The following is a 22,451-nucleotide window of genomic DNA, read 5'->3' on the forward strand; positions in this document are numbered from 1 at the left end:
CGCAAACATATTCGGAGAGACAGCATGAAAACTCAGGTTAAATGGGCCGGAAAACGCACCTTTGTTGGCGCGAGCGACACCGGCCACACCGTCGCCTTTGGCACCGCGCATGACGGCGACGGGCTGAAACCCGGCCCCAGCCCGATGGAGCTTGTGCTGATTGGCACCGGCGGCTGTTCGGCCTGGGATGTGGTGTCGATCCTGGAAAAGGGCCGCCAAAACATCACCGATGTCGTGGTCGAGCTTGACGCCGACCGGGCCGAGACCGACCCCAAGGTTTTCACCCGCGTGCACATGCATTTCATCGTCACCGGGCGCGGCATTGACCCGGCGCGGGTCGAGCGCGCCATCGCCCTCTCGGTCGAGAAATACTGCTCTGCCTCGGCGGTTTTGGCGGCGAGTGCCACGCTGACGCATGATTTCGATGTGATCGACACCGCAGCGGAGTGATCCGCCCGCCCCTTGGCAGCCCCTGCCGGGCGCGATAGGCAGGGGCAAAGCCCCAATTCGACGGACATCCCCTCATGCAGGTCTTGCGCGCGATCCTTTTCATGACGGCGTCGATGGCCTGTTTGGCACTCAGCGATTTGTTCATCAAGCTTTCGGCAAAAAGCCTGATGCCGGGTCAGGTCATGTTTTTCCTCAGCTCCGGCGGCACGCTGCTGTTTGTGCTGATCGCATGGCTGCGCCGGGTGGCATTGGTGTCGCCGATATTCTGGAACCGCACGGTGATGAGCCGCAACGGCTGCGAAATCCTTGCCGCCTTGGGCATGGTGACTGGCATCGCCTGGACCCCGCTGCCGATGGTCGCGGCCATTATGCAGACCACGCCGCTTTTGGTCACGCTGGGGGCGGCGCTGTTCCTGGGCGAGGTTGTCGGCTGGCGGCGCTGGAGCGCGATTTTCGCCGGGTTGCTGGGCATGTTGCTGGTGCTGCGCCCCGGATTTGACGGGTTCGAGCCGGCGGCGCTTTTGGTGGTGCTTGGGGCCTGCGGGTTGGCCGGACGCGATCTTTTGACCCGGCGGGTGCCCGATGCGGTGGATTCGCTGGCGCTGTCGACCTGGGGATTTGCCTCGACCATTCCGGCGGGACTGGTGCTGATGCTTGCCATGGGGCCGGCTAAGGGGCCGGTTGGCGCGGGCTTTATCTATGTCGCGGTGGCGGTCTTGGTGACGACGGGCGGCTATTACCTTGTGACCGCAGCGATGCGGATGGCCCCGGCGGCTGTGATCTCGCCGTTTCGCTACAGCCGGTTGGTGTTTACCATGAGCCTCGGGGTTCTGGTGCTTGGCGACCGGCCCGATATGCTGACATTGATCGGCGCGGCCATCATCCTTGCCTCCGGGCTCTACAGCTTTTTCCGCGAGCGGCAATTGTCGCGCCAAGCGCCCCTGCCCGCCCCCTAGACACCACCACCCACGGGAGAATCGCCCTGCCATTCTCTCGTGCGATTGCCGCCGTGACACGCGCCACACCCGCAATTGCCACCGCGCCCCCTTCAAACCAATGCAATCTAACCGCTTTCATGCGACGGTTAGCGCTAACGACCCCTGTTCCCAAGCGCCCTGCCCTCTGCTATCAAGACAGCAAATTCATTGTCATGAGGGACAAGCCCATGAGCACTATCATCGACATTTTTGCACGAGAAATTCTCGACAGCCGCGGCAACCCCACGGTTGAAGTGGACGTCACCCTGGAAGACAGCACCATTGGCCGCGCAGCTGTGCCTTCGGGGGCCTCGACCGGCGCGTATGAAGCCGTGGAAAAACGTGACGGCGACAAGGCCCGTTACATGGGCAAAGGCGTGCTTGATGCGGTTGCCGCCGTGAACGGCGAGATTGCCGACGAAATCGTTGGCATGGACGCGACCGAGCAAGTCTCGGTTGACCTCGCGATGTGCGCGCTTGACGGCACCGACAACAAGGCCCGCCTTGGTGCCAACGCCATCCTTGGTGTGTCGCTCGCCGTGGCCAAGGCCGCCGCCGATTACACCGCTCAACCGCTGTTCCGCTACGTTGGCGGCACCTCGGCGCGCGTCATTCCGGTGCCGATGATGAACATCATCAATGGCGGCGAACATGCCGACAACCCGATCGACATCCAGGAATTCATGATCATGCCGGTCGCTGCGGACAACATCCGCGAAGCCGTGCGCATGGGCTCTGAAGTGTTCCACACCCTGAAGAAAGAGCTTTCGGCGGCAGGCATGTCGACCGGTCTGGGCGATGAAGGCGGCTTTGCGCCTGAGCTGGGCTCGACCCGCGATGCGCTCGACTTCATTCTCAAGTCGATTGAGAAAGCCGGCTACAAACCGGGCGAGGATATTTACCTCGCGATGGATTGCGCCGCGACCGAGTATTACAAGAACGGCAAATACGAGATGAAAGGCGAAGGCAAATCGCTGACATCCGAAGAAAACGCCGACTACCTTGCCGCGCTGTGTGACGACTATCCGATCATCTCGATCGAAGACGGCATGAGCGAGGACGATTGGGACGGCTGGAAGATCCTGACCGACAAGCTCGGCGACAAGATCCAACTGGTGGGCGACGATCTGTTTGTGACCAACCCTGTGCGTCTGGCCGATGGCATCAAACGCGGCGTTGCGAATTCGATGCTGGTGAAGGTCAACCAGATCGGCACGCTGACCGAAACGCTGAAGGCCGTCGATATGGCGCATCGCGCGCGTTATACCAATGTGATGTCGCACCGTTCGGGCGAAACCGAGGATGCCACGATTGCCGATCTCGCGGTTGCCACCAACTGCGGCCAGATCAAAACCGGCTCGCTGGCGCGCTCTGACCGGTTGGCGAAATACAACCAGCTGATCCGTATCGAAGAGATCCTGGGCGAAACGGCGGAATACGCCGGTCGCTCGATCCTGAAGTAAGCACAGCTTGGGATCGCACTTGTTGCGATCTGACAAAACGCATTAGGGTCTCTCCGACATTCGGAGAGGCCCTTTTTCATGCCGGACCTAAAGATCATCGCCCCCCACACCGCAGCCGAGCTTGAAGCGGTGCGACAGCTTTGTTGGGAGTATCGCAGCTTTCTTATGGCGCTGTCGCCGTATGACGCGCAGTTGATCGCGCTGTTTTACCCAGAAGACACATACGCCGCGCTGATGGACGGGCTAGAGGCGGCACACAGGCCCCCTGAAGGCTTTGTGCGACTGGCGATGCGCGACGGCGTGCCTGTGGGCTGTGGCATGGTGCATACGCTCGCGCCGGGCACAGCCGAGATCAAGCGCGTCTATGTCAATGAGACGGCGCGCGGCACTGGCGCGGGCTATGCCATCATGACGTCGTTGATTGAGGGGTGCCGCGACCTGGGGTTCGACCGCATCCTGATGGACACGTCAAAGCCGCTGGCGGCAGCGCAGCGGCTTTATCTGTCGATGGGCTTTCGCGCACGAGGCCCCTATCAGCCGGTGCCCCCCCTCGCAGAGGGGCACCTGTTGTTCTTTGAGATGGCGCTAGGCCAGCCTTAGCAGGCCGCTTTGTAGTAGGTGCCATCGCCGCGCGCATAGGCGCAGCTGTTTGTTGCCGAGTTTTGCGCCACAACGGTGCCTGCGGCCGCGCCTGCCAGCGCCGCGATCAGGCGCCAGTTGTCGTCCGCCTCAAGCACGGAAGCCGCAATCAGGCCGGCAGCCGCGCCACCGGTCACGCCTGCAACCGAACGCTGCTCAGGTGTGAGCGACGAACAGGCCGCAAGGCCGGACATGGTCACAACGGTCACGGCGATTTTTGCGAATTTCATAGGGTGTCTCCTGGTTCCTAATTCCATGAACCGGAACCTAGCGCCGCCGTTGCCGACGGCCAGAGGCACTTTCACCGACAAGCGCATTTCTGCGGATGGCAGCGGCGAACTTGGCGATTCCCCGCTCACATTCTGGCTGTTTATTAAATTTTGAGACTCGCAGTATCAATAACAAACGGGCCGTCGAGATTAAAATAAATCTGCTTAGTTTAAGTATTAATTGAACGGTTCCGATTGAGAGGCCAGAGATTGCGCGCATCCCCTTATTTTACTACAACTTCTGGGATTATTAAGTCAAACTGAGTTATTTAACGCCTATTTTGCGACCATCTACGACTAAGGTCGTATACGCGATTTAATCGCGCGTTTTCATAAACTTAGAAAGCTTCCAGCGCTGGACCCCCGTTAAAATCGCATTTTGCCCTAGGGTTATGAGTTGAAAATTGAACCCCCGTTAAATATTCCTAATACAACCAGAAGGCATAACAAAAAAAATCGAGGCAGTCATGAAGTTCGAAGTATTCCTCCCGCTCGGAGCACGCTTATTCTGTGGTTACACTCTCTTGCTGTGTGCCCTCACTACCCTTGGCGTTTACGAAGGTCCGTTCTCTTCGTCTTGGATGAACTTCGATTACGTCTCGCAATTTCGCTTCATGACCGTGCCACTGGTCGCCCTGATGATCATCTTCGCAATCTGGCTGATGCTCGGTATCCGTACGCGCATCATCGCCTTCTTCTCTATGATCGTGGTCACAGTCCTCATTCTTTTCGATATCGGTACCCCCTACGCGGTCTATGGACCTGCGGCGATCTGGGAATTCATGCACGCAACGGCCTTCTTGTTCGCGCTGCTGGTTCTCACGGTCCAAGGCGGTGGACAAACAGCCCTTGTCCGTGGTGGTTGGCAAGGTCTGCTCTAGCGCTTGACGCTAGGCTCTCTTACCACTGACTCTACAAACTTGGGCGGGATTTATTCCCGCCCACTTTTCGTTTTTAGAGCTGATTTTCCTAAACTTGTGCACAGAATTATGGGCCAAAAAAAAATGGCCCGGTGCCGAAGCGCCGAGCCATCCTGTTCAGGGTATGTAGGTCGGGGTTAGCCGCGGTTCTTTTGCACAAAGTCCACAAGCTGACGGGTCGATCCGTCCTTGTCCTCTGCGCTCTCCTCGCCCGCCACAATCGGCCCCAGCGCCGTTGCCAGCTCTTTGCCCAGCTCAACCCCCCATTGATCGTAGGAGTTGATGTCGAGGATCACGCCCTCAACAAACACCCGGTGCTCATACAGCGCCACGATCTGGCCAAACACCTCGGGCGTCAGCTTGGGGTAGACCAGCGTTGTTGAGGGGCGGTTGCCGGGGAACACCCGGTGGCGCGCTTGGCGTTCCAGCTCATCGCCCTCAAACTTGCCCGCAACCTTTTCGCGCGCCTCGTCCAGGGAACGGCCACGCATCAGCGCCTCGGACTGCGCAAGGCAGTTGGCAACCAGAAGCTGATGGTGATGCGCCAGATCCGGCTCGTGGCCCTCAGCGGCGACCATGAACTCGCAAGGCACAACCCGCGTGCCTTGGTGGATCAATTGGTAAAACGCGTGCTGTCCGTTGGTGCCCGGCTCGCCCCAAACCACGGGGCCAGAGTTATACGTCAGGTCCGAGCCGTCCATCGCAACACTCTTGCCGTTGCTCTCCATCTCAAGCTGCTGAAGATACGCCGGCAGGCGCACCAGACGGTTGTCATACGGCAGGACCGCGCGGGTGGCATGGCCCAGCACCTGATTGTGCCAGATGCCGACCAGAGCCAGCAGCACCGGCATGTTTTCCGCGAACTCGGCGCTGCGGAAGTGCCGGTCCATTGATTGCGCGCCGCGCAGGACGGCGCGGAAGGCATCGCCGCCAATGGCGAGCATCAGCGACAGGCCAATCGGCCCCCAGACGGAATAACGCCCGCCGACCCAATCCTCAAAGCCAAACACCCGCGTCGGATCAATGCCAAATGCGCCGGTCTTTTCCTGATCGGTCGACAGCGCTGCGAATTGCGCCGCCGGGTCGGTAACCTTTTCCGACATCCAGGCGCGCGCGGTGCGGGCGTTGGTCATCGTTTCGATGGTGGTAAAGGTTTTCGACGCCACGATCACCAGCGTCGTTGTCGGATCAAGACCGCGCAGTGTGTCGGCGATATCGGCGCCGTCGACGTTCGAGACATAATGAACACGCGGGCCGTCGGCATAAGGCGACAGCGCATGATAGGCCATCACCGGACCCAGATCGGAGCCGCCGATGCCAATGTTCACCACATCAGTGATCGCGCCGCCCTGCCCGGTAAAGCTGCCGTCGCGTACCTTATTGGCAAAGGCTTCCATGCGGTCGAGCGTGGCGAGCACTTCGGGCATCACGTCCTGACCGTCGACCATCACCGGATCGCCGTCCAGATTGCGCAGCGCGGTATGTAGCACGGCACGGCCTTCGGTTTCGTTGATCTTTTCGCCGGTGAACATCGCTTCGCGTTTGGCGGCGACGCCGGTGCTTTCTGCAAGCTCAAGCAGCGCCGCAAGCGCCGCCTCATCAATATTGGTTTTGGAGAAATCGAACAGCATCTGATCGAAGCGCGTCGAGAAATCCGCCGCCCGACCGGAGGTGTCGAACAGGTCGGTGATCTTGCGGGTTTCGACGTCTTTCGCCAGGGTTTTCAGCTTGGTCCACATAGGGTCAATGTCCTTGGAATAGCAGAGAAATTACGGAGCCCAATGCACCTGGGCCTGCGACAGGACGGCCGCAACGGGCGCATCCTTGGGCGTAAGCTGGCGGGCGCGTTCCAGCGCCTCGCGCTTGTCGTCGCCAAAAATCACGATGTGTTTCGACATCGCGTCGTCGAGCACATGAGCCGTTACTGTAATGCGCGGCTCTGGCGCACCGGGGGCGCGCATGGGCATCAACACTGGCGCTTTGGGATCAAGCGCATCGTCAAGCCGGTCAGCGCCGGGAAACAGCGAAGCGGTGTGCATATCCGCCCCCATTCCAAGCAGCAAAACCTGGATTGGCAGGCGCGATGTTAGGTTGGCTTCCAGCTCGGCCAGACGCTCTTCGGGTTGCTCGGCCGGCAGGTACAGCGGCACATAGGTGGCCGCCGCCGCCCGGTCGACCAAGAGCCGTTGGCGCAGCAGGCGGGTGTTGGACCGCTCGCTGTCCTCGGGCACCCAGCGTTCGTCGGTGAGCATCACATCGACCCGGCTCCAATCCAGATCGGCGGCGCAAAGATCATCAAAGATCGGCCCCGGCGTGGTGCCACCGGGCACCGCCATCAGCACACGCTCTTCATGGTCCAGCGCCGCGCGCAATTCACCTGCCAGCTTGTTGGCAAGGTCGATGATCAGCATTTCGCGGTCAGGATAGTCGATGAATTCCATGACGGTCCCTTTCTCAGGCCAGTATCTCAGGTCAGCATACTCAAATCAGCATTTGATCGACGGATGTCAGGATTTGATTTCCCGCCATTTGCGCCCATCGCGGTGCATCAGCATCAGCGAATCCTCAGGCCCCGACGATCCGGCATCATAGATTTTGGGCACATCATTGCGATTTTCCCAACCTTCAATGATCGGATCGGTCCAGGCCCAGGCCGCCTCAACCTCATCACCGCGCATGAACAATGTCTGGTTGCCCCGGATCACGTCCATGATCAAGCGTTCATAGGCGTCCGGCACCTCTTCCGAGTCTGGCCCAAGCGCGTCGGAAAACGACATATCAAGCGGCACATCGACAAGACGCATGCCCCCCGGCCCCGGTTCCTTGATCGTGACGCCCAGCTCCATGCCTTCATTCGGCTGAAGCCGAATGGTGAGGATATTGCGGTGGCGCCCGGCCTCATCGCCAAAGATCGAGTGCGGGGTTTCCTTGAACACCACGGCAATCTCGCTGGTGCGGGATTTCAGCCGTTTGCCGGTGCGCAGATAGATCGGCGTGCCAGCCCAGCGCCAGTTCGAGATATGGCACTTCATCGCGATAAAGCTCTCGGTGCGCGAGCGCGGGTTTTCCGCATGGTCGCGATAGCCCGCCTCGTCACCGCCAGCATCGTATTGACCGCGCACAACGTGGTGCGGCTCGACAGGTTCCAAAGCGCGGATAACCTTGAGCTTTTCGTCACGCACCGCATCGGGTTCGAACTTTGCAGGCGGTTCCATCGCGATCAGGCACAACAGTTGCATCAGGTGGTTCTGCACCATGTCGCGCATCGCACCGGATTTGTCATAATATCCACCCCGGCCGCCAACACTGACGGTTTCGGCCACGGTGATCTGGATGTGATCGATGTACTGGCTGTTCCACAGCGGCTCGAACAACATGTTGCCAAAGCGCACGGCCATCAGGTTCTGGACGGTTTCTTTGCCCAGATAATGGTCGATCCGATAGATCTGATCTTCGTTGAAATACGCCGCCAGCGATTTGTTCAGCGCCTTGGCTGAGGCGAGATCGCGGCCAAAGGGTTTTTCCACCACGATGCGCGCGTCGCGCTTGGCGAGACCCTTGTTTTTCAGCCGCTCGGCAATGTCGCCAAACAGCGAAGGCGCGACCGAGAAATAGAACGCCTTGATGGTGTCCTTGCGCAGCAGATCCTTAAGCTCGGACCAGCCGCCATCGCCCTGCGCATCAACCTGAACATAGTTCAGATGCTTGAGAAACCCTTCAAGATCGGGGCACTGCTTGGGGCGCTCGCCGTCAAATTCGTGGATCGCATCGCGGATCATGGCGCGATAGCCGTCGGCGTCCATTTCAGAGCGCGCGGCCCCGATCACCTGCGCCTCGGCTGGCATTTGCCCCGAGCAATAGCGGCGGAAAAGACCCGGCAGGATCTTGCGGCGGGCCAAGTCGCCCGTTCCGCCGAAAATCACCAGATCGAACGGGTCCACAGGGATGACACGTGAAACCATGAGAAGTCCTCTTGCTGTCACACAACCCGCATTCAAGGGTCGGCATCGTTTGATTGCACTGTTTTGTTAGGGCTGTTAGCGCTAACTGCAAAGTTCGCGATCTCTCTACCCGCTGTCTGTTCAAAAGTCTAACACGCATTTCACCCATCACAATGGCGTCAAGCTGACTGTTGAGCATTGGCAACGCAGTTTGCGAAGGCTACCTCGGTTGAAACCACGGGGAAAAGCGGCAAGTTCATGAAAGATCAAAACCTTAACCAAGCCAACGTTGGCAAGTTTCTTGATCCTGCCGTCACGGCCAAAGGCGAGGCACGCGCCAAAGTGCCGCTGGTCCAGCCTGAGACCTTATGGTTCAATACCGGCACTTTGTGCAATATCGAATGCGCCAATTGCTATATTCTCAGCTCTCCGAGCAACGATGCGCTGGTGTATCTGACCAAAGCGGAGGTCAGCGATTACCTCGATCAGCTTGAGGATCGCAACTGGGGTGTGCGCGAGATCGGGTTTACCGGCGGCGAACCTTTCATGAACCCCGAGATGATCGCCATGACGCGGGCGGCGCTGGCGCGTGGGTATGATGTGTTGATCCTGAGCAATGCGATGCGCCCGATGATGCGCAAAAACGTGAAGGCCGGGCTGGAGGCGCTGCACCAGGAGTATGGCGCCAAGCTGACCCTGCGGATCTCGCTCGATCACTGGAGCCGGTTGCATCACGATGCGGAACGCGGAAGCGGCAGCTATGACAAAACGCTCGAAGGCATGCGCTGGCTGCGCGACACCGGCATCCGCATGGCCGTGGCCGGGCGGATTGTCTGGGCGGAAAGCGAAGCGGCGGCGCGCGCCGGGTTTGCGGCGCTGTTTGAGCGCGAAGGTTTTGCCATCGACGCGGGCAATCCGGGCGAAACGGTGCTGTTCCCCGAAATGGATGTCTCGGTGGAGGTACCGGAAATCACCACGGCCTGCTGGGACATCCTTAATGTGTCGCCGCGCGATGTGATGTGCGCCTCTTCGCGCATGGTGGTCAAGCGCAAGGGCGCGGCGCGGCCCGCTGTTGTGGCCTGCACCCTGTTGCCCTACGAGCCGGAATTCGAGCTGGGCGAGAGTTTGGCCGAGGCGGAGCGCGATGTGGCGCTGAACCATCCCCACTGCGCCAAGTTCTGCGTATTGGGCGGCGCGAGCTGTTCCGGGTGAGCCAAAATCCATTGATGGATTTTTAAAAAATCGTTGACGATTTTTCTGCGCTTACGGGGGCGCGGGCAACGCTCCCTTGCCCCCCGCGCGCCGCAAAATTCATTGATGAATTTTGTCAAAAATCGTTGACGATTTTTCCACCGCCTAGCGGGACAGCATCCACTTCCCCTCGGGCCAGAAGGCGTGGAAGGCGAAGGCGAACATCACGTCATGCGCCACATTCCGCCCCTGCGCATCGCGCACCCTTATGCTGCCGACCTCCCTGCCCTTGTTGATATTGCCCGCATCAAGCGCCGAGGCCTGCCCCTCGGACCAAGACAGCGTGACCCCCGCCTCCTTGATCTCCGCATCGCGCTCAAAGCGCGACAGCGGCCAGGCCCGGTCGCCGACCCGCACCACCCGCATCAGCGGCGGCACGCCATGCGGCGGCATCTCGCCATTGTACAGAAACGGCCGTTTCGAGCTGTCATAGTTGCGATACGGGTTCTGGCCATAGCTGCGCCGCATCGCCGGTTCGTCCATCACAAACCCATCGGGGTTGCGTGCCTTGAACTGCGCCCAGCTCTCCATCCATGTCGGCAGAATGTCCAGCGTTGCCCCCGTCAGATCGCCCACAATCGCCTCGCCCATCGCCTGCTGCCACCAGCTTTCGGTCTGGCGGTCGTACATCACCATGTCAGAGTTGCGCAGCTTGCCCGAGACGCCAAAACTCAGCACCCCCTGCGCTGTGCGCCGATCAAAGGTGATGGCCGAATTGCACAGCGGACAGAAGGTCACGGCGATCGGCACGCCGCCGACCTCATCGTTCACAATCTCATGCCAGGTCAGGTAACGGATCGGATAGGCGCGCGGCGGCGCGTTGCCGATTTCCACCGCGATCACCGGCTCGCGCTCGCCAATGCGGGTCTCGCGAGACACCGGAATCACGCCGGGATTATCAAGCGCCGGGATGCCGTCCTTGGGCGGCCCGCCCGAGAGGATCTCGGCCCAATCCGCAACCGTGGTCTTGCTAAAATCGGTGTTGGGCCATTCGCCGCGCCACGCCTCCGGGCTGGCGGCGGCCACACTGGCCAGCGCCGCAAATCCAACGGCAAGCATCGTGGTTCTGAAAATCATGTCGCATCCCCCTTGGCCTCAGGATGCGCTGTGCGGGGGGCCATTGCCTAGCCCCCCGCACGAGAGTTTGATCGCCCGTGGGCCGCCTAGTCGAGCACAGTGACCGTCTGCATCACATCCGGCGCGCCAACGACGGCACCATTTCCGCCAGCGCCGCGTTTGATCGCGTCAACCACGTCCATACCGTCGGTGACTTCACCCACCACAGTATATTGCCCGTTGAGGAAATGACCCTCGGCAAACATGATAAAGAACTGCGAGTTGGCACTGTCGGGGTCTTGCGACCGCGCCATGCCCACCACACCGCGATCAAACTTCAGGTCCGAGAATTCGGCCCCGATGTCGGGCATCTCAGAGCCGCCGCGCCCGGCCATCTGCATCGCAAAGCCATCCGCGGTGCTGTTGCCGAACTGCACATCGCCGGTCTGCGCCATAAAGCCGTCAATCACGCGGTGAAACACCACGCCATCATAGGCCCCCTGCGCCGCCAACTCGGTGATCTGCGCCACGTGCTGGGGTGCGATATCCTCGAACAGGTCGATGGTGACGGTGCCATTGGCCTCGCCCGCCAGCTCGATTTGCAAACCGGTGGCAAGCGCCGGGCTGGCCAAAAGGCTGAACGCCAGCGCGAGACTACGCATCAGCCGCAACCTTGACCGAAATCATCCGGTCCGGCTCGGTTGGCGGCTCGCCCCGTGTGAGCGCGTCAACATGCTCCATACCCGAGATCACCCGGCCATATACGGTGTACTGACCGTTGAGAAAGCTGTTGTCTTTGAAGTTAATGAAGAACTGCGAATTGGCGGAATTCGGGTTCTGCGACCGCGCCGCGCCAAGGGTGCCACGGTCATGCGGCAGCTTGGAGAATTCAGCGGGCACATCAGGCAGCGACGAGCTGCCGGTGCCGGCCATGCGGATGTTAAAGCCGTCTTCCATGTCGCCGTGCTGAACATCGCCAGTCTGCGCCATGAAGCCATCGATCACACGGTGAAAGGCGACGTTGTCATATTCACCAGCGCGGGCGAGTTCTTTCATCCGCGCGGTATGTTGCGGCGCGACGTCCGCCAAAAGCTCGATTGTGACAGTGCCCCCTTTGAGCTCCATCAGAATGGTGTTTTCGGGATCCTTGATCTCGGCCATGTGGGCCTCCTCTGCATGCAATTGGCATGATACCTAATTTGCCAAGCCCCCTTGGGCAAGCACGCGATTGACCCGCGGGGCGTTAGCGGCCAAACAAGGCGCAACCTGAACCCTAGGTAAGGAACGGCGACATGGGCTGGAAAACTCTCGACGACATGGACCTTGATGGCAAGATCGTGCTGACGCGCGTCGACATCAACGTGCCGATGAATAACGGCAAAGTGACCGATGACACCCGCATTCAGCGGATCGTGCCAACGATCAAGGACATCCTCGCCAAAGGCGGCACCCCCGTCATGCTGGCGCACTTCGGCCGCCCCAAAGGCAAACCGGTGCCCGAAATGAGCCTGTCGCAGCTGGTGCCCGCGCTCGAAGCGGCGCTTGGCCAGGACGTCACATTTATCGAGCGCCCCTCGCGCGAGGCGCTTGATGCGCTGGCCGCCGGGACTGTTGTATTGGTGGAAAACACCCGCTTCTCCGAGATGGAGGAAAAGAACGACCCCAAGATGGCGCAATTCCTCGCCTCGCTCGGCGATGTCTTTTGCAATGATGCGTTTTCCGCCGCGCACCGCGCCCATGCATCGACCGAAGGCGTGGCGCGTTTGCTGCCCTCTTGCGCCGGTCGGCTGATGCAGGCCGAGCTTTCGGCGCTTGAGGCGGCTTTGGGCAAGCCCGAGCGTCCGGTTGTGGCAGTTGTTGGTGGCGCGAAGGTTTCGACCAAGCTTGACCTGCTGGGCAATCTGGTGAGCAAGGTCGATCATCTGGTGATTGGTGGCGGCATGGCCAACACCTTTCTTGCGGCGCAAGGCATCAATGTGGGCAAATCGCTGGCCGAACATGACATGACCGACACCGCCCTTGAGATCATGACCAAGGCCGAAGCGGCGGGCTGCAAGATCCTGCTGCCGGTCGATGTGGTTGTCGCGCGCGAATTCAAAGCCGGGGCCGAGAATGAAACCGTGGCCGCTGACGCCTGCCCTGCTGATGCAATGATCCTGGACGCTGGCCCCGAGACCGTGAAAAAGATGGCCGAAGTGCTGGCCACCGCCAAAACGCTGATCTGGAATGGCCCGATGGGCGCGTTTGAGATTGAACCGTTCGACCGCGCCACCAATGCAGCGGCGAAACAGGCGGCGGACCTCTCCAAGGCGGGCAAGCTGATCTCGGTTGCCGGTGGCGGCGATACCGTCGCGGCACTGAACCAAGCCGGGGCCGCCGAGGATTTCACCTATATCTCGACGGCGGGCGGTGCCTTTCTCGAATGGATGGAAGGCAAGGAACTGCCGGGCGTCGCGGCGCTCGGCTAAGCCAACCCGCAAAACACAAGTCAGGCGGGCGCTTCCCGCCTGACACTCAACCCATACGGGAAACTAGTATCCAAAGCGCGTCTTCTTCCCACATGTTAGCGCCCCGCCGTTGCAAGCGCTTGTCCGCTCGCTTAGGAATTTGGGATTGAGGGGGCACAGCCCCTGCGGATCAATTAATGGGAACGGACTTCACGACATGACCAATCAGAAAATGGCCGACCAAATGGCCAACAAAGACGGCTTTATCGCGGCATTGGATCAATCGGGCGGCTCCACCCCCAAGGCCCTCATGCTGTATGGCGTTAACGAAGACGCCTATTCCGGCGATGAGGAAATGTTTGCCAAGGTGCACGAAATGCGCGCCCGCATCATCAAATCCCCCGCCTTCACTGGCGAAAAAGTCATCGGCGCGATCCTGTTTGAACGCACGATGGACGGCGAAATCGACGGCACGCCGACAGCGGACTATCTTTGGAACGAATGCGGTGTCGTGCCGTTTCTCAAGGTCGACAAGGGGCTGTGCGAGGCCAATGACGGCGTCAAATTGATGAAGGCGATGCCCGATCTCGACGCGCTGTGCAAACGCGCGGCGGCCAAGAATGTTTATGGCACCAAGATGCGCTCGGTCATCGACGCGGCGAACCCGACGGGCATTGCCTCGATCGTGGCGCAGCAGTTTGAAATCGGTCGTCAGATCGCCAGCCACGGGCTGATGCCGATCCTTGAGCCGGAAGTGACAATCACCATTTCCGACAAGGCCGAAGCCGAAGAGATCCTGCGCGACGAGCTGCTGAAAGGCCTCGACAAGCTGCCCGAAGGCGAAAAAGTCATGCTGAAACTGTCGCTCCCGACAGAAGCGAACATCTATCAGCCGCTGATCAACCATCCCAAGGTGCAGCGCGTTGTGGCGCTGTCCGGTGGCTACAGCCGCGACGAAGCCAACGAAAAGCTGAGCAAAAACACCGGCATGATCGCGAGCTTCTCGCGCGGTCTGTCCGAGGGGCTCTCGGCCCAGCAAAGCGATGCAGAGTTTGATGCGATGCTCGCCGATGCGGTCGACTCGATCTATCAGGCGTCGAAAGCCGGCTGATCTGTTGGCCATTGCAGTATTCGGGGCGGTCCTTCGGGGCCGCCTTTTGCGTTTGCGCCCGGGCTATCGCGTTACGCGAAAAAAACGGGCGCACCTGACACTGTCTGAAATCAAATATTTCAACGCATGAGGTGAGGCTTGTCGTTTTCGGTAATACGCGCAACGCCTTAGTGCCGCGGATCGTAACCGCGCAACAATTCGATGGCGCGCGGCGCGGTATAAGCGGTGTCATGGCCCGATCCGTCCGGCTCGGAATAGGCGGTCAGATCGACAATGATCACCGGCAGCCCCTCAAGCCCCTCCGCCGAGGTGATCGCACCAAGCCGCCGGGGCCGCCCCGCCACCCAAGCCGAGAAATCGAGGATCTTGTCGCGGGTCGAGGTCATCAAAATGAACGGCTGCGGAAACGGTTTGATCCGGCGCGCCTGCGTCACAAACACCTCCGGATCGATGTCGGGCGAAATCAGCGCCACACCCGAGATTCGCCGCAACGCCGCGCCCTGATTGGCGATCGACACCTGCCGCAGCACCTCCATCACCAGTTGCGACCCCATCGAATGCGCCACAATCATCACCTTGCGATCCCGCGCCAGCGCAATCAGCAAACTCTCTAACGCATCGCGCGACTGGATCACGCTGTCGCGGTCATAGGCATAGCCGCGCGGATCGCCGCCCGAGGGCCAAGAGAACGAAATCACCGGCACATCGGCGTCAAAATCATGCGCCATCTGCGCCAACCGATAGGCGGCTTCGGCAAAGTTGGTGTTGAACCCGTGCACAAACACGATCACCTCGTCGCGCCCGCCCGGTGCCTTGTTCAGCCCGGCGATAAAGGTGTCGAGCGACGGATAGCGATAGGCCCCGGACAACACAAAATGCTGCGCCGGATCGGCAGGGCCACGCGCGGGCAGCTCAACCTTGCCATCGCGGTGAACCGGCGGCACCGAAACATCGAGCCGCGCAAAGCTTAGCTTTTGCCCACGTTCGGCCGAGAAATTCACCGAGTTTTCAATACGCTCCACCCGGTTTGAGGCAACATAGACTTCGCGGATCTCGCCCACATCGGCACCGCGCACCAAGTGCAGCACACCGCGCGGCGCGCAGGCCACGAGCAACAGACCGATCAGGAACACCAATGCCGTCTTTTTCATCCCTGGATGATAACGCGAACCGCCCGGCGCACAAACCCTTCTGCGTTGAATCGGCGCAAACGGCACACATTTTCATCAGCACGCACCGAATGGGATTCACATGACGAATCGCCTGTGTCATACTGGGCGAACGGCCCCCGCCAAGAGGTGCCACCGAGGCAGAAAATGAACAACAGTCCGACCCGTAGGAATATCGTCCCGTTAAGCGTGTTTGCGCTTGCGTTCACACTGGGCGCGATCTTTACCTTTGCCGCTGTGCAGGGCGACTATGGCTTGTTCCGACGCGCCGAAATCCTCGACAATGCTGCCCGGCTTGAGGCCGAGCGCGACACCATCAAAGCCGAGCTGGCGCGGATGGAAAACCTCACCCGCCGCTTGTCCGATGAATATCTCGACCTCGATCTCCTTGATCAACAGGCCCGCGATGTGCTTGGCATGATCCGCAGTGACGAGATTGTTATTCGCTAGGTCCACGGCCCTTGGGCGTCTAAGACCAATGCCACCCAAAGCCCCCTTTCCCTTGCCCGGCGCTTTACGCTAAGCTTTAGTTTAATGCTAAACCATTCGCCTTGGGGAGGGTGCCGTAATGGCCACGCGCAAAGCAACAAAGAAACCCAACGTATCCAAGGACGAGCTGACACAGTTCTATCGCGACATGCTGTTGATCCGCCGGTTCGAGGAAAAGGCCGGACAGCTTTACGGCATGGGTCTGATCGGCGGGTTCTGTCACCTCTACATTGGCCAAGAGGCTGTCGTTGTCGGGCTTGAGGCGGCTGCGGATGAGGGTGACAAGCGCGTCACCTCTTACCGCGATCACGGCCATATGCTGGCCTGCGGCATGGACCCAAATGGCGTCATGGCCGAGCTGACGGGCCGCGAGGGCGGCTATTCCAAGGGCAAGGGCGGCTCGATGCACATGTTCTCGAAGGCCAAGCATTTCTATGGCGGGCATGGCATCGTTGGCGCGCAGGTGCCGATTGGCGCGGGCCTCGCCTTTGCCGATAAATACAAGGGCAACGGCGGCGTCACCTTTACCTATTTCGGCGATGGCGCGGCCAATCAGGGCCAAGTTTACGAGACCTTCAACATGGCGGCGATCTGGTCGCTGCCGGTGATTTTCGTCATTGAAAACAACCAGTACGCGATGGGCACCGCCCAAAACCGCTCGACCTCGACCCCCGATCTGTATACCCGTGGCGAGGCGTTTGGCATCCCCGGCGAGGTGGTCGATGGCATGGACGTGCTCGCCGTCAAAGAGGCCGGTCAAAAGGCCGTGGGCCACTGCCGCGCTGGCAAGGGGCCGTATATCCTTGAGGTGAAAACCTATCGCTATCGCGGCCACTCGATGTCGGATCCGGCGAAATATCGCACCCGCGAAGAGGTGCAGAAAATGCGCGAAGAGCGTGACCCGATCGAACATGTGCGCGCACTGCTGCTTGAGGGCAAACACGCCAGCGAGGACGATCTGAAAGCCATCGACAAGGAGATCAAGCAGGTGGTCAACGCCTCTGCCGATTTCGCCCGCGAAAGCCCCGAGCCCGATCTGAGCGAGCTGTGGACCGACATCTATGCGGAGGCCGAATGATGGCGCATTTCGAGATTTACGCCGCCGACACCGCCGCCGCCCGCGCCTTTTACGCTGGGCTGTTCGGCTGGGACTTTACGCCCATGCCCGGCGGCGAAGAGGCCGAATACGCGCTGATCTCCGGCCCCGGCATTGCCGCTGGCCTGACCGGCGGGCTGATGAAACGCATGGACGCCACGCCCGCGCCAAACGGCCCGATCCGCGGCTGCACACTGACCTTTGAGGTCGCCGAGTGCGACGACCGCTATGCCTGGGCGCTGGCCAACGGCGGGGCAGAAGCGCTGCCCCCCACCGACTATCCCGGCATCGGCCGCGCGGCCTATGTTGAGGATGGCCAGGGCAATGTTGTCGGCTTCATCACGCCGGTTCAAGACACATCAGACCAGGGCGCAACAGACCGGGGAGGGAATTAACCCATGCCAATCGAAATTCTCATGCCCGCCCTGTCGCCCACGATGGAAGAAGGCACACTGGCCAAATGGCTGGTGAAAGCTGGCGACACGGTCGCCTCGGGTGACATCCTCGCCGAGATCGAAACCGACAAGGCCACGATGGAATTCGAAGCGGTCGACGAGGGCACCATCGGCACGATCCTTGTCCCAGCGGGCACCGAAGCGGTGAAGGTGAACACCCCCATCGCCGTGCTGCTTGAGGACGGCGAAACCGAGGCGGATATCTCGGACAACGCCACCTCACCCGCCGCCGCGCAAAAGCCGCCCGCGCAGGCGCAGGAACAGGAACAGTCACAGGAAGCCCCTCAAACCGAGGCCCCCAGCCCCAAGCCCGACCGCACACCGGATTGGCCCGAAGGCACCCAAATCAAACAGCAAACCGTGCGCGAGGCCCTGCGCGACGCGATGGCCGAGGAAATGCGCCGCGACGAAAACGTCCTGCTGATGGGCGAAGAGGTCGGCGAATACCAAGGCGCTTACAAGATCAGCCAAGGCCTGCTCGATGAATTCGGTGCCAAGCGCATCATCGACACCCCGATCACCGAACACGGCTTCACCGGCATCGCCGTCGGCGCGGCCTTTGGCGGCCTGAAACCCATCGTCGAATTCATGACCTTCAACTTTTCCATGCAGGCCATCGACCAGATCATCAACTCCGCCGCCAAAACGCTTTATATGTCCGGCGGCCAGATGGGCGCACCGATGGTGTTTCGCGGCCCCAACGGTGCCGCCGCCCGCGTCGGGGCCCAGCACAGCCAGGATTACGCCGCTTGGTACAGCCACATTCCCGGCCTGAAAGTCGTGATGCCCTATTCCGCCTCCGACGCCAAAGGCCTGCTCAAAGCCGCAATCCGCGATCCCAATCCGGTGATCTTTCTCGAAAACGAAATCCTCTATGGCAAAAGCTTCGATGTGCCGATGATGGACGACTTCACCCTGCCCTTCGGCAAGGCCCGGATCTGGCGGACCGGCACCGACGTCACCATCGTCAGCTTTGGCATCGGCATGACCTATGCGCTCGAAGCGGCGGAAAAACTGGCGGAGGACGGCATTGACGCCGAGGTGATCGACCTGCGCACTCTGCGCCCGATGGACACCGATGCGATCATCGAAAGCGTCAAGAAAACAAACCGTTGCGTGACAGTGGAAGAAGGCTTCCCAGTCGGCTCCATCGGCAATCACATCTCGGCGGTGCTGATGGAACAGGCGTTCGACTGGCTCGACGCGCCGGTGATCAATTGCACCGGCAAGGACGTGCCAATGCCCTACGCCGCCAACCTCGAAAAACACGCGCTGACCTCCTCCGCCGAAGTGATCGAGGCGGTGAAAAAAGTGACCTACCGATGATCCGCCACGCTCCGACACCAGCAACACCCGCGCCATGACCGGACAGGTGGAAGTCCACGGCCGCGATGTCGCCACCGAGGCCTACCGCATCTCAACAGCAGATGGCCGGGCGCTGGTGCCCGAATACCTGATGTCCGGTCAAACAACCGGCCAATCCACCGGCCAAGCAACGCGCCAAGCAACGGGCCTGCGCCCCAACGCCCGCCCAACCCACCAGGAGGCCTACGAATGGATCGCCCGCCACAACGCCGCCCTGCACCGCGCCGTCGCGCAACTCGCCCGCGGAACCACCCCGAAACCACCCTTTGACACGCTGACCCTGATCCCTTCTTCTGTTTGAAAATACCGCGGGGAGCGCGAGGGGCTGGCCCCTCGTTCCCACCCGCGCCGCCAGCGCCCCGACCGGAGACAAAGCCATGCCGACCGAAATTCTCATGCCCGCCCTGAGCCCTACGATGGAAGAAGGCACGCTGGCGAAATGGCTGGTCAAGGAGGGCGACACCGTCACCTCCGGCGACCTGCTGGCCGAGATCGAAACCGACAAGGCAACGATGGAATTCGAAGCGGTCGACGACGGCGTGATCGGCAAATTGCTGGTTTCAGACGGCACCGAGGCGGTCAAGGTCAACACCCCGATCGCGGTGCTGCTCGAAGACGGCGAAAGCGCGGATGACATCGACGCGCCAACCGCAGAGCCCGCACCGGAGGCGGCCCCTGAAAGGGGCTCCGACACGCTCGCCCCCCCGGCCCGAAAGGCCAGCGATGGCGCGCGGATTTTTGCCTCGCCGCTGGCCCGTCGCATCGCCGCGGACACGGGCGTCGACCTTGCCGCGCTCACCGGTTCCGGCCCGCGCGGGCGGATCGTGCGCGCCGATGTTGAGGGGGCGGATGCCACCGCCAAGGCCCCGGAAAAAGCATCGCCAAACGCGCCGGCATCCGCCGCGCCTGCGTCCAAGCCCGCGCCCTCTGCCAGCCAGATTGCCGCGCTTTATCAAGACCGCGACTACGAAGAAGTCGCCCTCGACGGCATGCGCAAAACCATCGCTGCCCGCCTCACCGAGGCCAAGCAGCAGATCCCGCATTTCTATCTGCGCCGCGACATCCAACTCGACGCGCTGTTGAAATTCCGCAGCGAAATCAACGCGCAACTTGAAAATCGCGGGGTCAAACTCTCGGTCAACGACTTCATCATCAAGGCCTGCGCCGCAGCGCTTCAACAGGTGCCTGACGCCAATGCCGTCTGGGCGGGCGACCGTATCTTGCGGCTGACCCCCTCGGATGTTGCCGTCGCCGTGGCCATCGAAGGCGGGCTGTTCACCCCGGTGCTGCGCGACGCTGACACCAAATCGCTCTCGACCCTGTCGGCCGAAATGAAAGACCTCGCCGCCCGCGCCCGTGACCGCAAACTCAGCCCGCAGGAATACCAGGGCGGCTCTTTTGCGATCTCCAATCTCGGTATGTTCGGCGTTGATAATTTCGACGCGGTGATCAACCCGCCACATGGCGCGATCCTTGCGGTGGGCGCGGGTGTGAAGAAACCTGTGGTCGGCAAAGACGGCACGCTTGGCGTGGCAACCGTGATGTCGGTCACGCTGTCGGTCGATCACCGGGTGATTGATGGCGCGCTTGGGGCCGAGCTGCTGACGGCCATCAAAGACGGGTTGGAAAACCCGCTCGCGCTGCTGGCCTGACTTGGCCTAATCTGGCCTGACCTGACGGCGGATATCGCAAATATCGCGTGAAGGCGGCGTGAAAACCTCTGTCAAGTGTGGGATGGCGCACCCGACACGACCCTCATTCCTGCTATAAGTTTTTCCTGAGCCGGCGTGTCCGGCCAGCTTTTCTGTGTTGTTATTTTTCCTTTTTTTGAGGATGTTATGGTTACCTATTTTGAGTCACTTTCCGACTATGAGGCCACGTTCAGGGCCTTGGGCATCGTCGGGGTCATGTTGTATGTCGGCGGATTTTTCTGTTTGAGCACCGGCTATATCAACAGTTCCAGCCCGCTGTATTTCGCCTTGGTCCTGACGGCAGCGGCCTGCGTCTTGCTCAGCCTTCAGGTCGATTTCAACCTGAGTGCGGCGCTGATCCAAGGCTTTTACATTGTCATGTCGCTCGGGGGCATTCTTGTGCGCTGGCGTCGGTGGCGCAAGAGCCGCAAGTTAAAGGTTCAGGCACAGCACCTTTCGCCCGTGCAGCCCGCGTACCGCACACCCTCCGATATTCAGGACGCCGTGCCGCTGGTCACTCCTCCCGCCATGCGGCAGGCGTCATGATCCACCTTGGCCCACATCCTCAGGGATGCGGGCCAAGGCGTGAACTGAGGGGGTTAGCGCAACCGCGCCTCGGTTTTCGCGTCGAAGTACATCGCGTCGGCCGGGTCAAAATCCAGCGTGACGGCTGTGCCTTCGGGGATCGCCTCATCACCACGGGTTTCCACCACGATACGTTCGCCAGTGGCCGAGATCAGGTAGTCATAGGCCACCCCGCCAAGCCGTTCGCGGATGTCGATGCGCACCGATGAGGGCACCTCCGACACCGTCAGATTCTGCGGGCGCACGCCGATGATCACATCGCTGCCCTCGGGGGGCAGCGCGACGCTGGCAGGCACATGCCGACCATCCAGCCCCGGCACCACAACCCCGTTGCCCGACACTTTGGCGGCCAAAAAGTTCATGCTCGGCGAGCCGATAAAGCCCGCCACAAACTTGTTGTCGGGGTTCTGATACAGCTCCATCGGGCTGCCGACCTGTTCGATATACCCGGCGCGCAGCACCACGATCTTGTCGGCCAGGGTCATCGCCTCAACCTGATCGTGGGTGACATAAATCATCGTCGCGCCGATTTCCTTGTGCAGGCGCGCAATCTCGACCCGCATGTCGACACGCAATTCCGCGTCAAGGTTCGACAGCGGTTCGTCAAACAGGAACACCTCTGGCCCGCGCACAATCGCCCGGCCAATCGCAACCCGCTGCCGCTGGCCGCCAGACAGCGCCTTGGGCTTGCGGTCAAGGTAGTCGTCAAGTTTGAGAATGCGGCTGGCCTCGCCGACCTTGGATTTGACCGTCGCCTTGTCGACGCCGTTCATCTTGAGGCCAAAGCCCATGTTTTCCTCGACAGACATATGCGGGTAAAGCGCATAGGTCTGGAACACCATCGCCACGCCACGCTCGGCCGGATCGGCGCGGGTCACATCGCGGCCACCGATGCTGATCTTGCCAGCCGAGGTTTCCTCGAGCCCTGCGATCATCCGCAAAAGAGTGGACTTGCCACAGCCCGACGGGCCGACAAAGACGCAGAATTCGCCGTCTTCGATTTGCAGGTCCACGCCGTGAATAACCTGAACCTCGCCGTATCGTTTTACGGCACCGTTAAGTGCAACACCTGACATT

General features: G+C 60.7%; 24 protein-coding genes. 15 read left to right on the plus strand and 9 right to left on the minus strand.

Going from position 1 to position 22,451, the window contains the following annotated elements:
• The first annotated feature begins 24 nt into the window (after positions 1–24).
• The 4 genes from ACW9UO_RS04740 (at position 25) to ACW9UO_RS04755 (ending at position 3,490) form a co-directional block, all read left to right on the plus strand.
• Positions 25–450 (plus strand): OsmC family protein, encoded by a 426-nt coding sequence (locus tag ACW9UO_RS04740; protein WP_457087833.1) that lies wholly within the window; start codon positions 25–27, stop codon positions 448–450.
• A gap of 74 nt (positions 451–524) precedes the next feature.
• Positions 525–1,406 carry a DMT family transporter gene (locus tag ACW9UO_RS04745; RefSeq protein WP_457087834.1) on the plus strand — a complete coding sequence of 294 codons (882 nt, stop codon included), beginning with the start codon at positions 525–527 and terminating at the stop codon, positions 1,404–1,406.
• Between the two features lie 209 nt (positions 1,407–1,615).
• On the plus strand, positions 1,616–2,890 hold the full coding sequence (eno, locus tag ACW9UO_RS04750; RefSeq protein ID WP_457087835.1) for a phosphopyruvate hydratase: 1,275 nt from the start codon (positions 1,616–1,618) through the stop codon (positions 2,888–2,890).
• 78 nt (positions 2,891–2,968) lie between these two features.
• Positions 2,969–3,490 carry a GNAT family N-acetyltransferase gene (locus ACW9UO_RS04755; RefSeq protein WP_457087836.1) on the plus strand — a complete coding sequence of 174 codons (522 nt, stop codon included), beginning with the start codon at positions 2,969–2,971 and terminating at the stop codon, positions 3,488–3,490.
• Here ACW9UO_RS04755 and ACW9UO_RS04760 read toward each other — a convergent pair.
• On the minus strand, positions 3,487–3,759 hold the full coding sequence (locus ACW9UO_RS04760; RefSeq protein WP_457087837.1) for a glycine zipper 2TM domain-containing protein: 273 nt from the start codon (positions 3,757–3,759) through the stop codon (positions 3,487–3,489). The two genes, ACW9UO_RS04755 and ACW9UO_RS04760, sit on opposite strands and share 4 nt — an antisense overlap.
• 620 nt (positions 3,760–4,379) lie before the next feature.
• On the opposite strand from ACW9UO_RS04760, the gene ACW9UO_RS04765 reads away from it, so the two are divergent.
• Positions 4,380–4,679: a hypothetical protein gene (locus ACW9UO_RS04765; protein ID WP_457087838.1), complete on the plus strand. Its 300-nt coding sequence runs from the start codon at positions 4,380–4,382 to the stop codon at positions 4,677–4,679.
• A 176-nt stretch (positions 4,680–4,855) separates the two neighbouring features.
• Here the strand turns inward: ACW9UO_RS04765 and pgi are convergent, their stop codons facing one another.
• The 3 genes from pgi to zwf form a co-directional block, all read right to left on the minus strand.
• Positions 4,856–6,457: a glucose-6-phosphate isomerase gene (gene pgi / locus ACW9UO_RS04770; RefSeq protein WP_457087839.1), complete on the minus strand. Its 1,602-nt coding sequence runs from the start codon at positions 6,455–6,457 to the stop codon at positions 4,856–4,858.
• A gap of 30 nt (positions 6,458–6,487) precedes the next feature.
• Positions 6,488–7,159 carry a 6-phosphogluconolactonase gene (pgl, locus tag ACW9UO_RS04775; RefSeq protein ID WP_457087840.1) on the minus strand — a complete coding sequence of 224 codons (672 nt, stop codon included), beginning with the start codon at positions 7,157–7,159 and terminating at the stop codon, positions 6,488–6,490.
• Positions 7,160–7,225: 66 nt separating this feature from the next.
• Positions 7,226–8,680 (minus strand): glucose-6-phosphate dehydrogenase, encoded by a 1,455-nt coding sequence (gene zwf / locus ACW9UO_RS04780; RefSeq protein ID WP_457087841.1) that lies wholly within the window; start codon positions 8,678–8,680, stop codon positions 7,226–7,228.
• A gap of 237 nt (positions 8,681–8,917) precedes the next feature.
• Between zwf and ACW9UO_RS04785 the strand changes: the two genes are divergently transcribed.
• Positions 8,918–9,871: a radical SAM protein gene (locus ACW9UO_RS04785; protein ID WP_457087842.1), complete on the plus strand. Its 954-nt coding sequence runs from the start codon at positions 8,918–8,920 to the stop codon at positions 9,869–9,871.
• A gap of 144 nt (positions 9,872–10,015) precedes the next feature.
• Here the strand turns inward: ACW9UO_RS04785 and ACW9UO_RS04790 are convergent, their stop codons facing one another.
• The 3 genes from ACW9UO_RS04790 to ACW9UO_RS04800 form a co-directional block, all read right to left on the minus strand.
• The gene (locus ACW9UO_RS04790) at positions 10,016–10,987 is read right to left on the minus strand and encodes a DUF3179 domain-containing protein (RefSeq protein ID WP_457087843.1); all 972 of its coding nucleotides are present in this window, start codon (positions 10,985–10,987) and stop codon (positions 10,016–10,018) included.
• 86 nt (positions 10,988–11,073) lie between these two features.
• Positions 11,074–11,628, minus strand: a complete 555-nt coding sequence (locus ACW9UO_RS04795; protein ID WP_457087844.1) for a peptidylprolyl isomerase — start codon at positions 11,626–11,628, stop codon at positions 11,074–11,076.
• Positions 11,621–12,127, minus strand: coding sequence for a peptidylprolyl isomerase (locus tag ACW9UO_RS04800; RefSeq protein WP_457087845.1), 507 nt, complete (start codon positions 12,125–12,127; stop codon positions 11,621–11,623). The genes ACW9UO_RS04795 and ACW9UO_RS04800 overlap by 8 nt, the downstream gene beginning before the upstream one ends.
• A 131-nt stretch (positions 12,128–12,258) precedes the next feature.
• On the opposite strand from ACW9UO_RS04800, the gene ACW9UO_RS04805 reads away from it, so the two are divergent.
• Both ACW9UO_RS04805 and ACW9UO_RS04810 read left to right on the plus strand, forming a co-directional pair.
• Positions 12,259–13,434: a phosphoglycerate kinase gene (locus ACW9UO_RS04805; RefSeq protein ID WP_457087846.1), complete on the plus strand. Its 1,176-nt coding sequence runs from the start codon at positions 12,259–12,261 to the stop codon at positions 13,432–13,434.
• A gap of 196 nt (positions 13,435–13,630) precedes the next feature.
• Entirely contained in the window at positions 13,631–14,524 is an 894-nt protein-coding gene (locus ACW9UO_RS04810) for a fructose bisphosphate aldolase (protein ID WP_457087847.1), read from the plus strand.
• 167 nt (positions 14,525–14,691) lie between these two features.
• On the opposite strand, the gene ACW9UO_RS04815 is transcribed toward ACW9UO_RS04810, so the two are convergent.
• On the minus strand, positions 14,692–15,675 hold the full coding sequence (locus ACW9UO_RS04815; protein WP_457087848.1) for an alpha/beta hydrolase: 984 nt from the start codon (positions 15,673–15,675) through the stop codon (positions 14,692–14,694).
• 165 nt (positions 15,676–15,840) lie between these two features.
• On the opposite strand from ACW9UO_RS04815, the gene ACW9UO_RS04820 reads away from it, so the two are divergent.
• The 7 genes from ACW9UO_RS04820 (at position 15,841) to ACW9UO_RS04850 (ending at position 21,335) form a co-directional block, all read left to right on the plus strand.
• The gene (locus tag ACW9UO_RS04820; protein WP_457087849.1) at positions 15,841–16,143 is read left to right on the plus strand and encodes an FtsB family cell division protein; all 303 of its coding nucleotides are present in this window, start codon (positions 15,841–15,843) and stop codon (positions 16,141–16,143) included.
• Positions 16,144–16,261: 118 nt separating this feature from the next.
• A complete protein-coding gene (gene pdhA, locus ACW9UO_RS04825; RefSeq protein ID WP_457087850.1) occupies positions 16,262–17,260 on the plus strand; it encodes a pyruvate dehydrogenase (acetyl-transferring) E1 component subunit alpha in 999 nt (332 codons plus the stop codon).
• Positions 17,257–17,673, plus strand: a complete 417-nt coding sequence (locus ACW9UO_RS04830) for a VOC family protein (protein ID WP_457087851.1) — start codon at positions 17,257–17,259, stop codon at positions 17,671–17,673. Before pdhA ends, ACW9UO_RS04830 begins: the two co-directional genes overlap by 4 nt.
• A gap of 3 nt (positions 17,674–17,676) precedes the next feature.
• Positions 17,677–19,059 (plus strand): pyruvate dehydrogenase complex E1 component subunit beta, encoded by a 1,383-nt coding sequence (locus ACW9UO_RS04835; protein ID WP_457087852.1) that lies wholly within the window; start codon positions 17,677–17,679, stop codon positions 19,057–19,059.
• A gap of 34 nt (positions 19,060–19,093) precedes the next feature.
• On the plus strand, positions 19,094–19,399 hold the full coding sequence (locus tag ACW9UO_RS04840; protein ID WP_457087853.1) for a hypothetical protein: 306 nt from the start codon (positions 19,094–19,096) through the stop codon (positions 19,397–19,399).
• Positions 19,400–19,475: 76 nt separating this feature from the next.
• A complete protein-coding gene (locus ACW9UO_RS04845; protein WP_457087854.1) occupies positions 19,476–20,750 on the plus strand; it encodes a pyruvate dehydrogenase complex dihydrolipoamide acetyltransferase in 1,275 nt (424 codons plus the stop codon).
• 135 nt (positions 20,751–20,885) lie between these two features.
• The gene (locus ACW9UO_RS04850) at positions 20,886–21,335 is read left to right on the plus strand and encodes a CBU_0592 family membrane protein (RefSeq protein WP_457087855.1); all 450 of its coding nucleotides are present in this window, start codon (positions 20,886–20,888) and stop codon (positions 21,333–21,335) included.
• A gap of 53 nt (positions 21,336–21,388) precedes the next feature.
• On the opposite strand, the gene ACW9UO_RS04855 is transcribed toward ACW9UO_RS04850, so the two are convergent.
• The gene (locus ACW9UO_RS04855) at positions 21,389–22,450 is read right to left on the minus strand and encodes an ABC transporter ATP-binding protein (RefSeq protein WP_457087856.1); all 1,062 of its coding nucleotides are present in this window, start codon (positions 22,448–22,450) and stop codon (positions 21,389–21,391) included.
• Position 22,451 lies beyond the last annotated feature (1 nt).

It is taken from the genome of Marinovum sedimenti (assembly GCF_054052205.1).

What these genes read in the sequence shown, in the direction of transcription:
- ACW9UO_RS04810 (WP_457087847.1), top strand. Translation starts at nt 13,631, where the DNA reads ATGACCAATCAGAAAATGGCCGACCAAATGGCCAACAAAGACGGCTTT.
- pgl (WP_457087840.1), bottom strand. Translation starts at nt 7,159, where the DNA reads ATGGAATTCATCGACTATCCTGACCGCGAAATGCTGATCATCGACCTT.
- ACW9UO_RS04855 (WP_457087856.1), bottom strand. Translation starts at nt 22,450, where the DNA reads ATGTCAGGTGTTGCACTTAACGGTGCCGTAAAACGATACGGCGAGGTT.
- ACW9UO_RS04820 (WP_457087849.1), top strand. Translation starts at nt 15,841, where the DNA reads ATGAACAACAGTCCGACCCGTAGGAATATCGTCCCGTTAAGCGTGTTT.
- ACW9UO_RS04840 (WP_457087853.1), top strand. Translation starts at nt 19,094, where the DNA reads ATGACCGGACAGGTGGAAGTCCACGGCCGCGATGTCGCCACCGAGGCC.
- ACW9UO_RS04795 (WP_457087844.1), bottom strand. Translation starts at nt 11,628, where the DNA reads ATGCGTAGTCTCGCGCTGGCGTTCAGCCTTTTGGCCAGCCCGGCGCTT.
- zwf (WP_457087841.1), bottom strand. Translation starts at nt 8,680, where the DNA reads ATGGTTTCACGTGTCATCCCTGTGGACCCGTTCGATCTGGTGATTTTC.
- ACW9UO_RS04830 (WP_457087851.1), top strand. Translation starts at nt 17,257, where the DNA reads ATGATGGCGCATTTCGAGATTTACGCCGCCGACACCGCCGCCGCCCGC.
- ACW9UO_RS04815 (WP_457087848.1), bottom strand. Translation starts at nt 15,675, where the DNA reads ATGAAAAAGACGGCATTGGTGTTCCTGATCGGTCTGTTGCTCGTGGCC.
- ACW9UO_RS04805 (WP_457087846.1), top strand. Translation starts at nt 12,259, where the DNA reads ATGGGCTGGAAAACTCTCGACGACATGGACCTTGATGGCAAGATCGTG.
- ACW9UO_RS04755 (WP_457087836.1), top strand. Translation starts at nt 2,969, where the DNA reads ATGCCGGACCTAAAGATCATCGCCCCCCACACCGCAGCCGAGCTTGAA.
- ACW9UO_RS04790 (WP_457087843.1), bottom strand. Translation starts at nt 10,987, where the DNA reads ATGATTTTCAGAACCACGATGCTTGCCGTTGGATTTGCGGCGCTGGCC.
- ACW9UO_RS04845 (WP_457087854.1), top strand. Translation starts at nt 19,476, where the DNA reads ATGCCGACCGAAATTCTCATGCCCGCCCTGAGCCCTACGATGGAAGAA.
- ACW9UO_RS04765 (WP_457087838.1), top strand. Translation starts at nt 4,380, where the DNA reads ATGAACTTCGATTACGTCTCGCAATTTCGCTTCATGACCGTGCCACTG.
- ACW9UO_RS04760 (WP_457087837.1), bottom strand. Translation starts at nt 3,759, where the DNA reads ATGAAATTCGCAAAAATCGCCGTGACCGTTGTGACCATGTCCGGCCTT.
- ACW9UO_RS04740 (WP_457087833.1), top strand. Translation starts at nt 25, where the DNA reads ATGAAAACTCAGGTTAAATGGGCCGGAAAACGCACCTTTGTTGGCGCG.
- ACW9UO_RS04800 (WP_457087845.1), bottom strand. Translation starts at nt 12,127, where the DNA reads ATGGCCGAGATCAAGGATCCCGAAAACACCATTCTGATGGAGCTCAAA.
- ACW9UO_RS04835 (WP_457087852.1), top strand. Translation starts at nt 17,677, where the DNA reads ATGCCAATCGAAATTCTCATGCCCGCCCTGTCGCCCACGATGGAAGAA.
- ACW9UO_RS04785 (WP_457087842.1), top strand. Translation starts at nt 8,918, where the DNA reads ATGAAAGATCAAAACCTTAACCAAGCCAACGTTGGCAAGTTTCTTGAT.
- pgi (WP_457087839.1), bottom strand. Translation starts at nt 6,457, where the DNA reads ATGTGGACCAAGCTGAAAACCCTGGCGAAAGACGTCGAAACCCGCAAG.
- pdhA (WP_457087850.1), top strand. Translation starts at nt 16,262, where the DNA reads ATGGCCACGCGCAAAGCAACAAAGAAACCCAACGTATCCAAGGACGAG.
- ACW9UO_RS04745 (WP_457087834.1), top strand. Translation starts at nt 525, where the DNA reads ATGCAGGTCTTGCGCGCGATCCTTTTCATGACGGCGTCGATGGCCTGT.
- eno (WP_457087835.1), top strand. Translation starts at nt 1,616, where the DNA reads ATGAGCACTATCATCGACATTTTTGCACGAGAAATTCTCGACAGCCGC.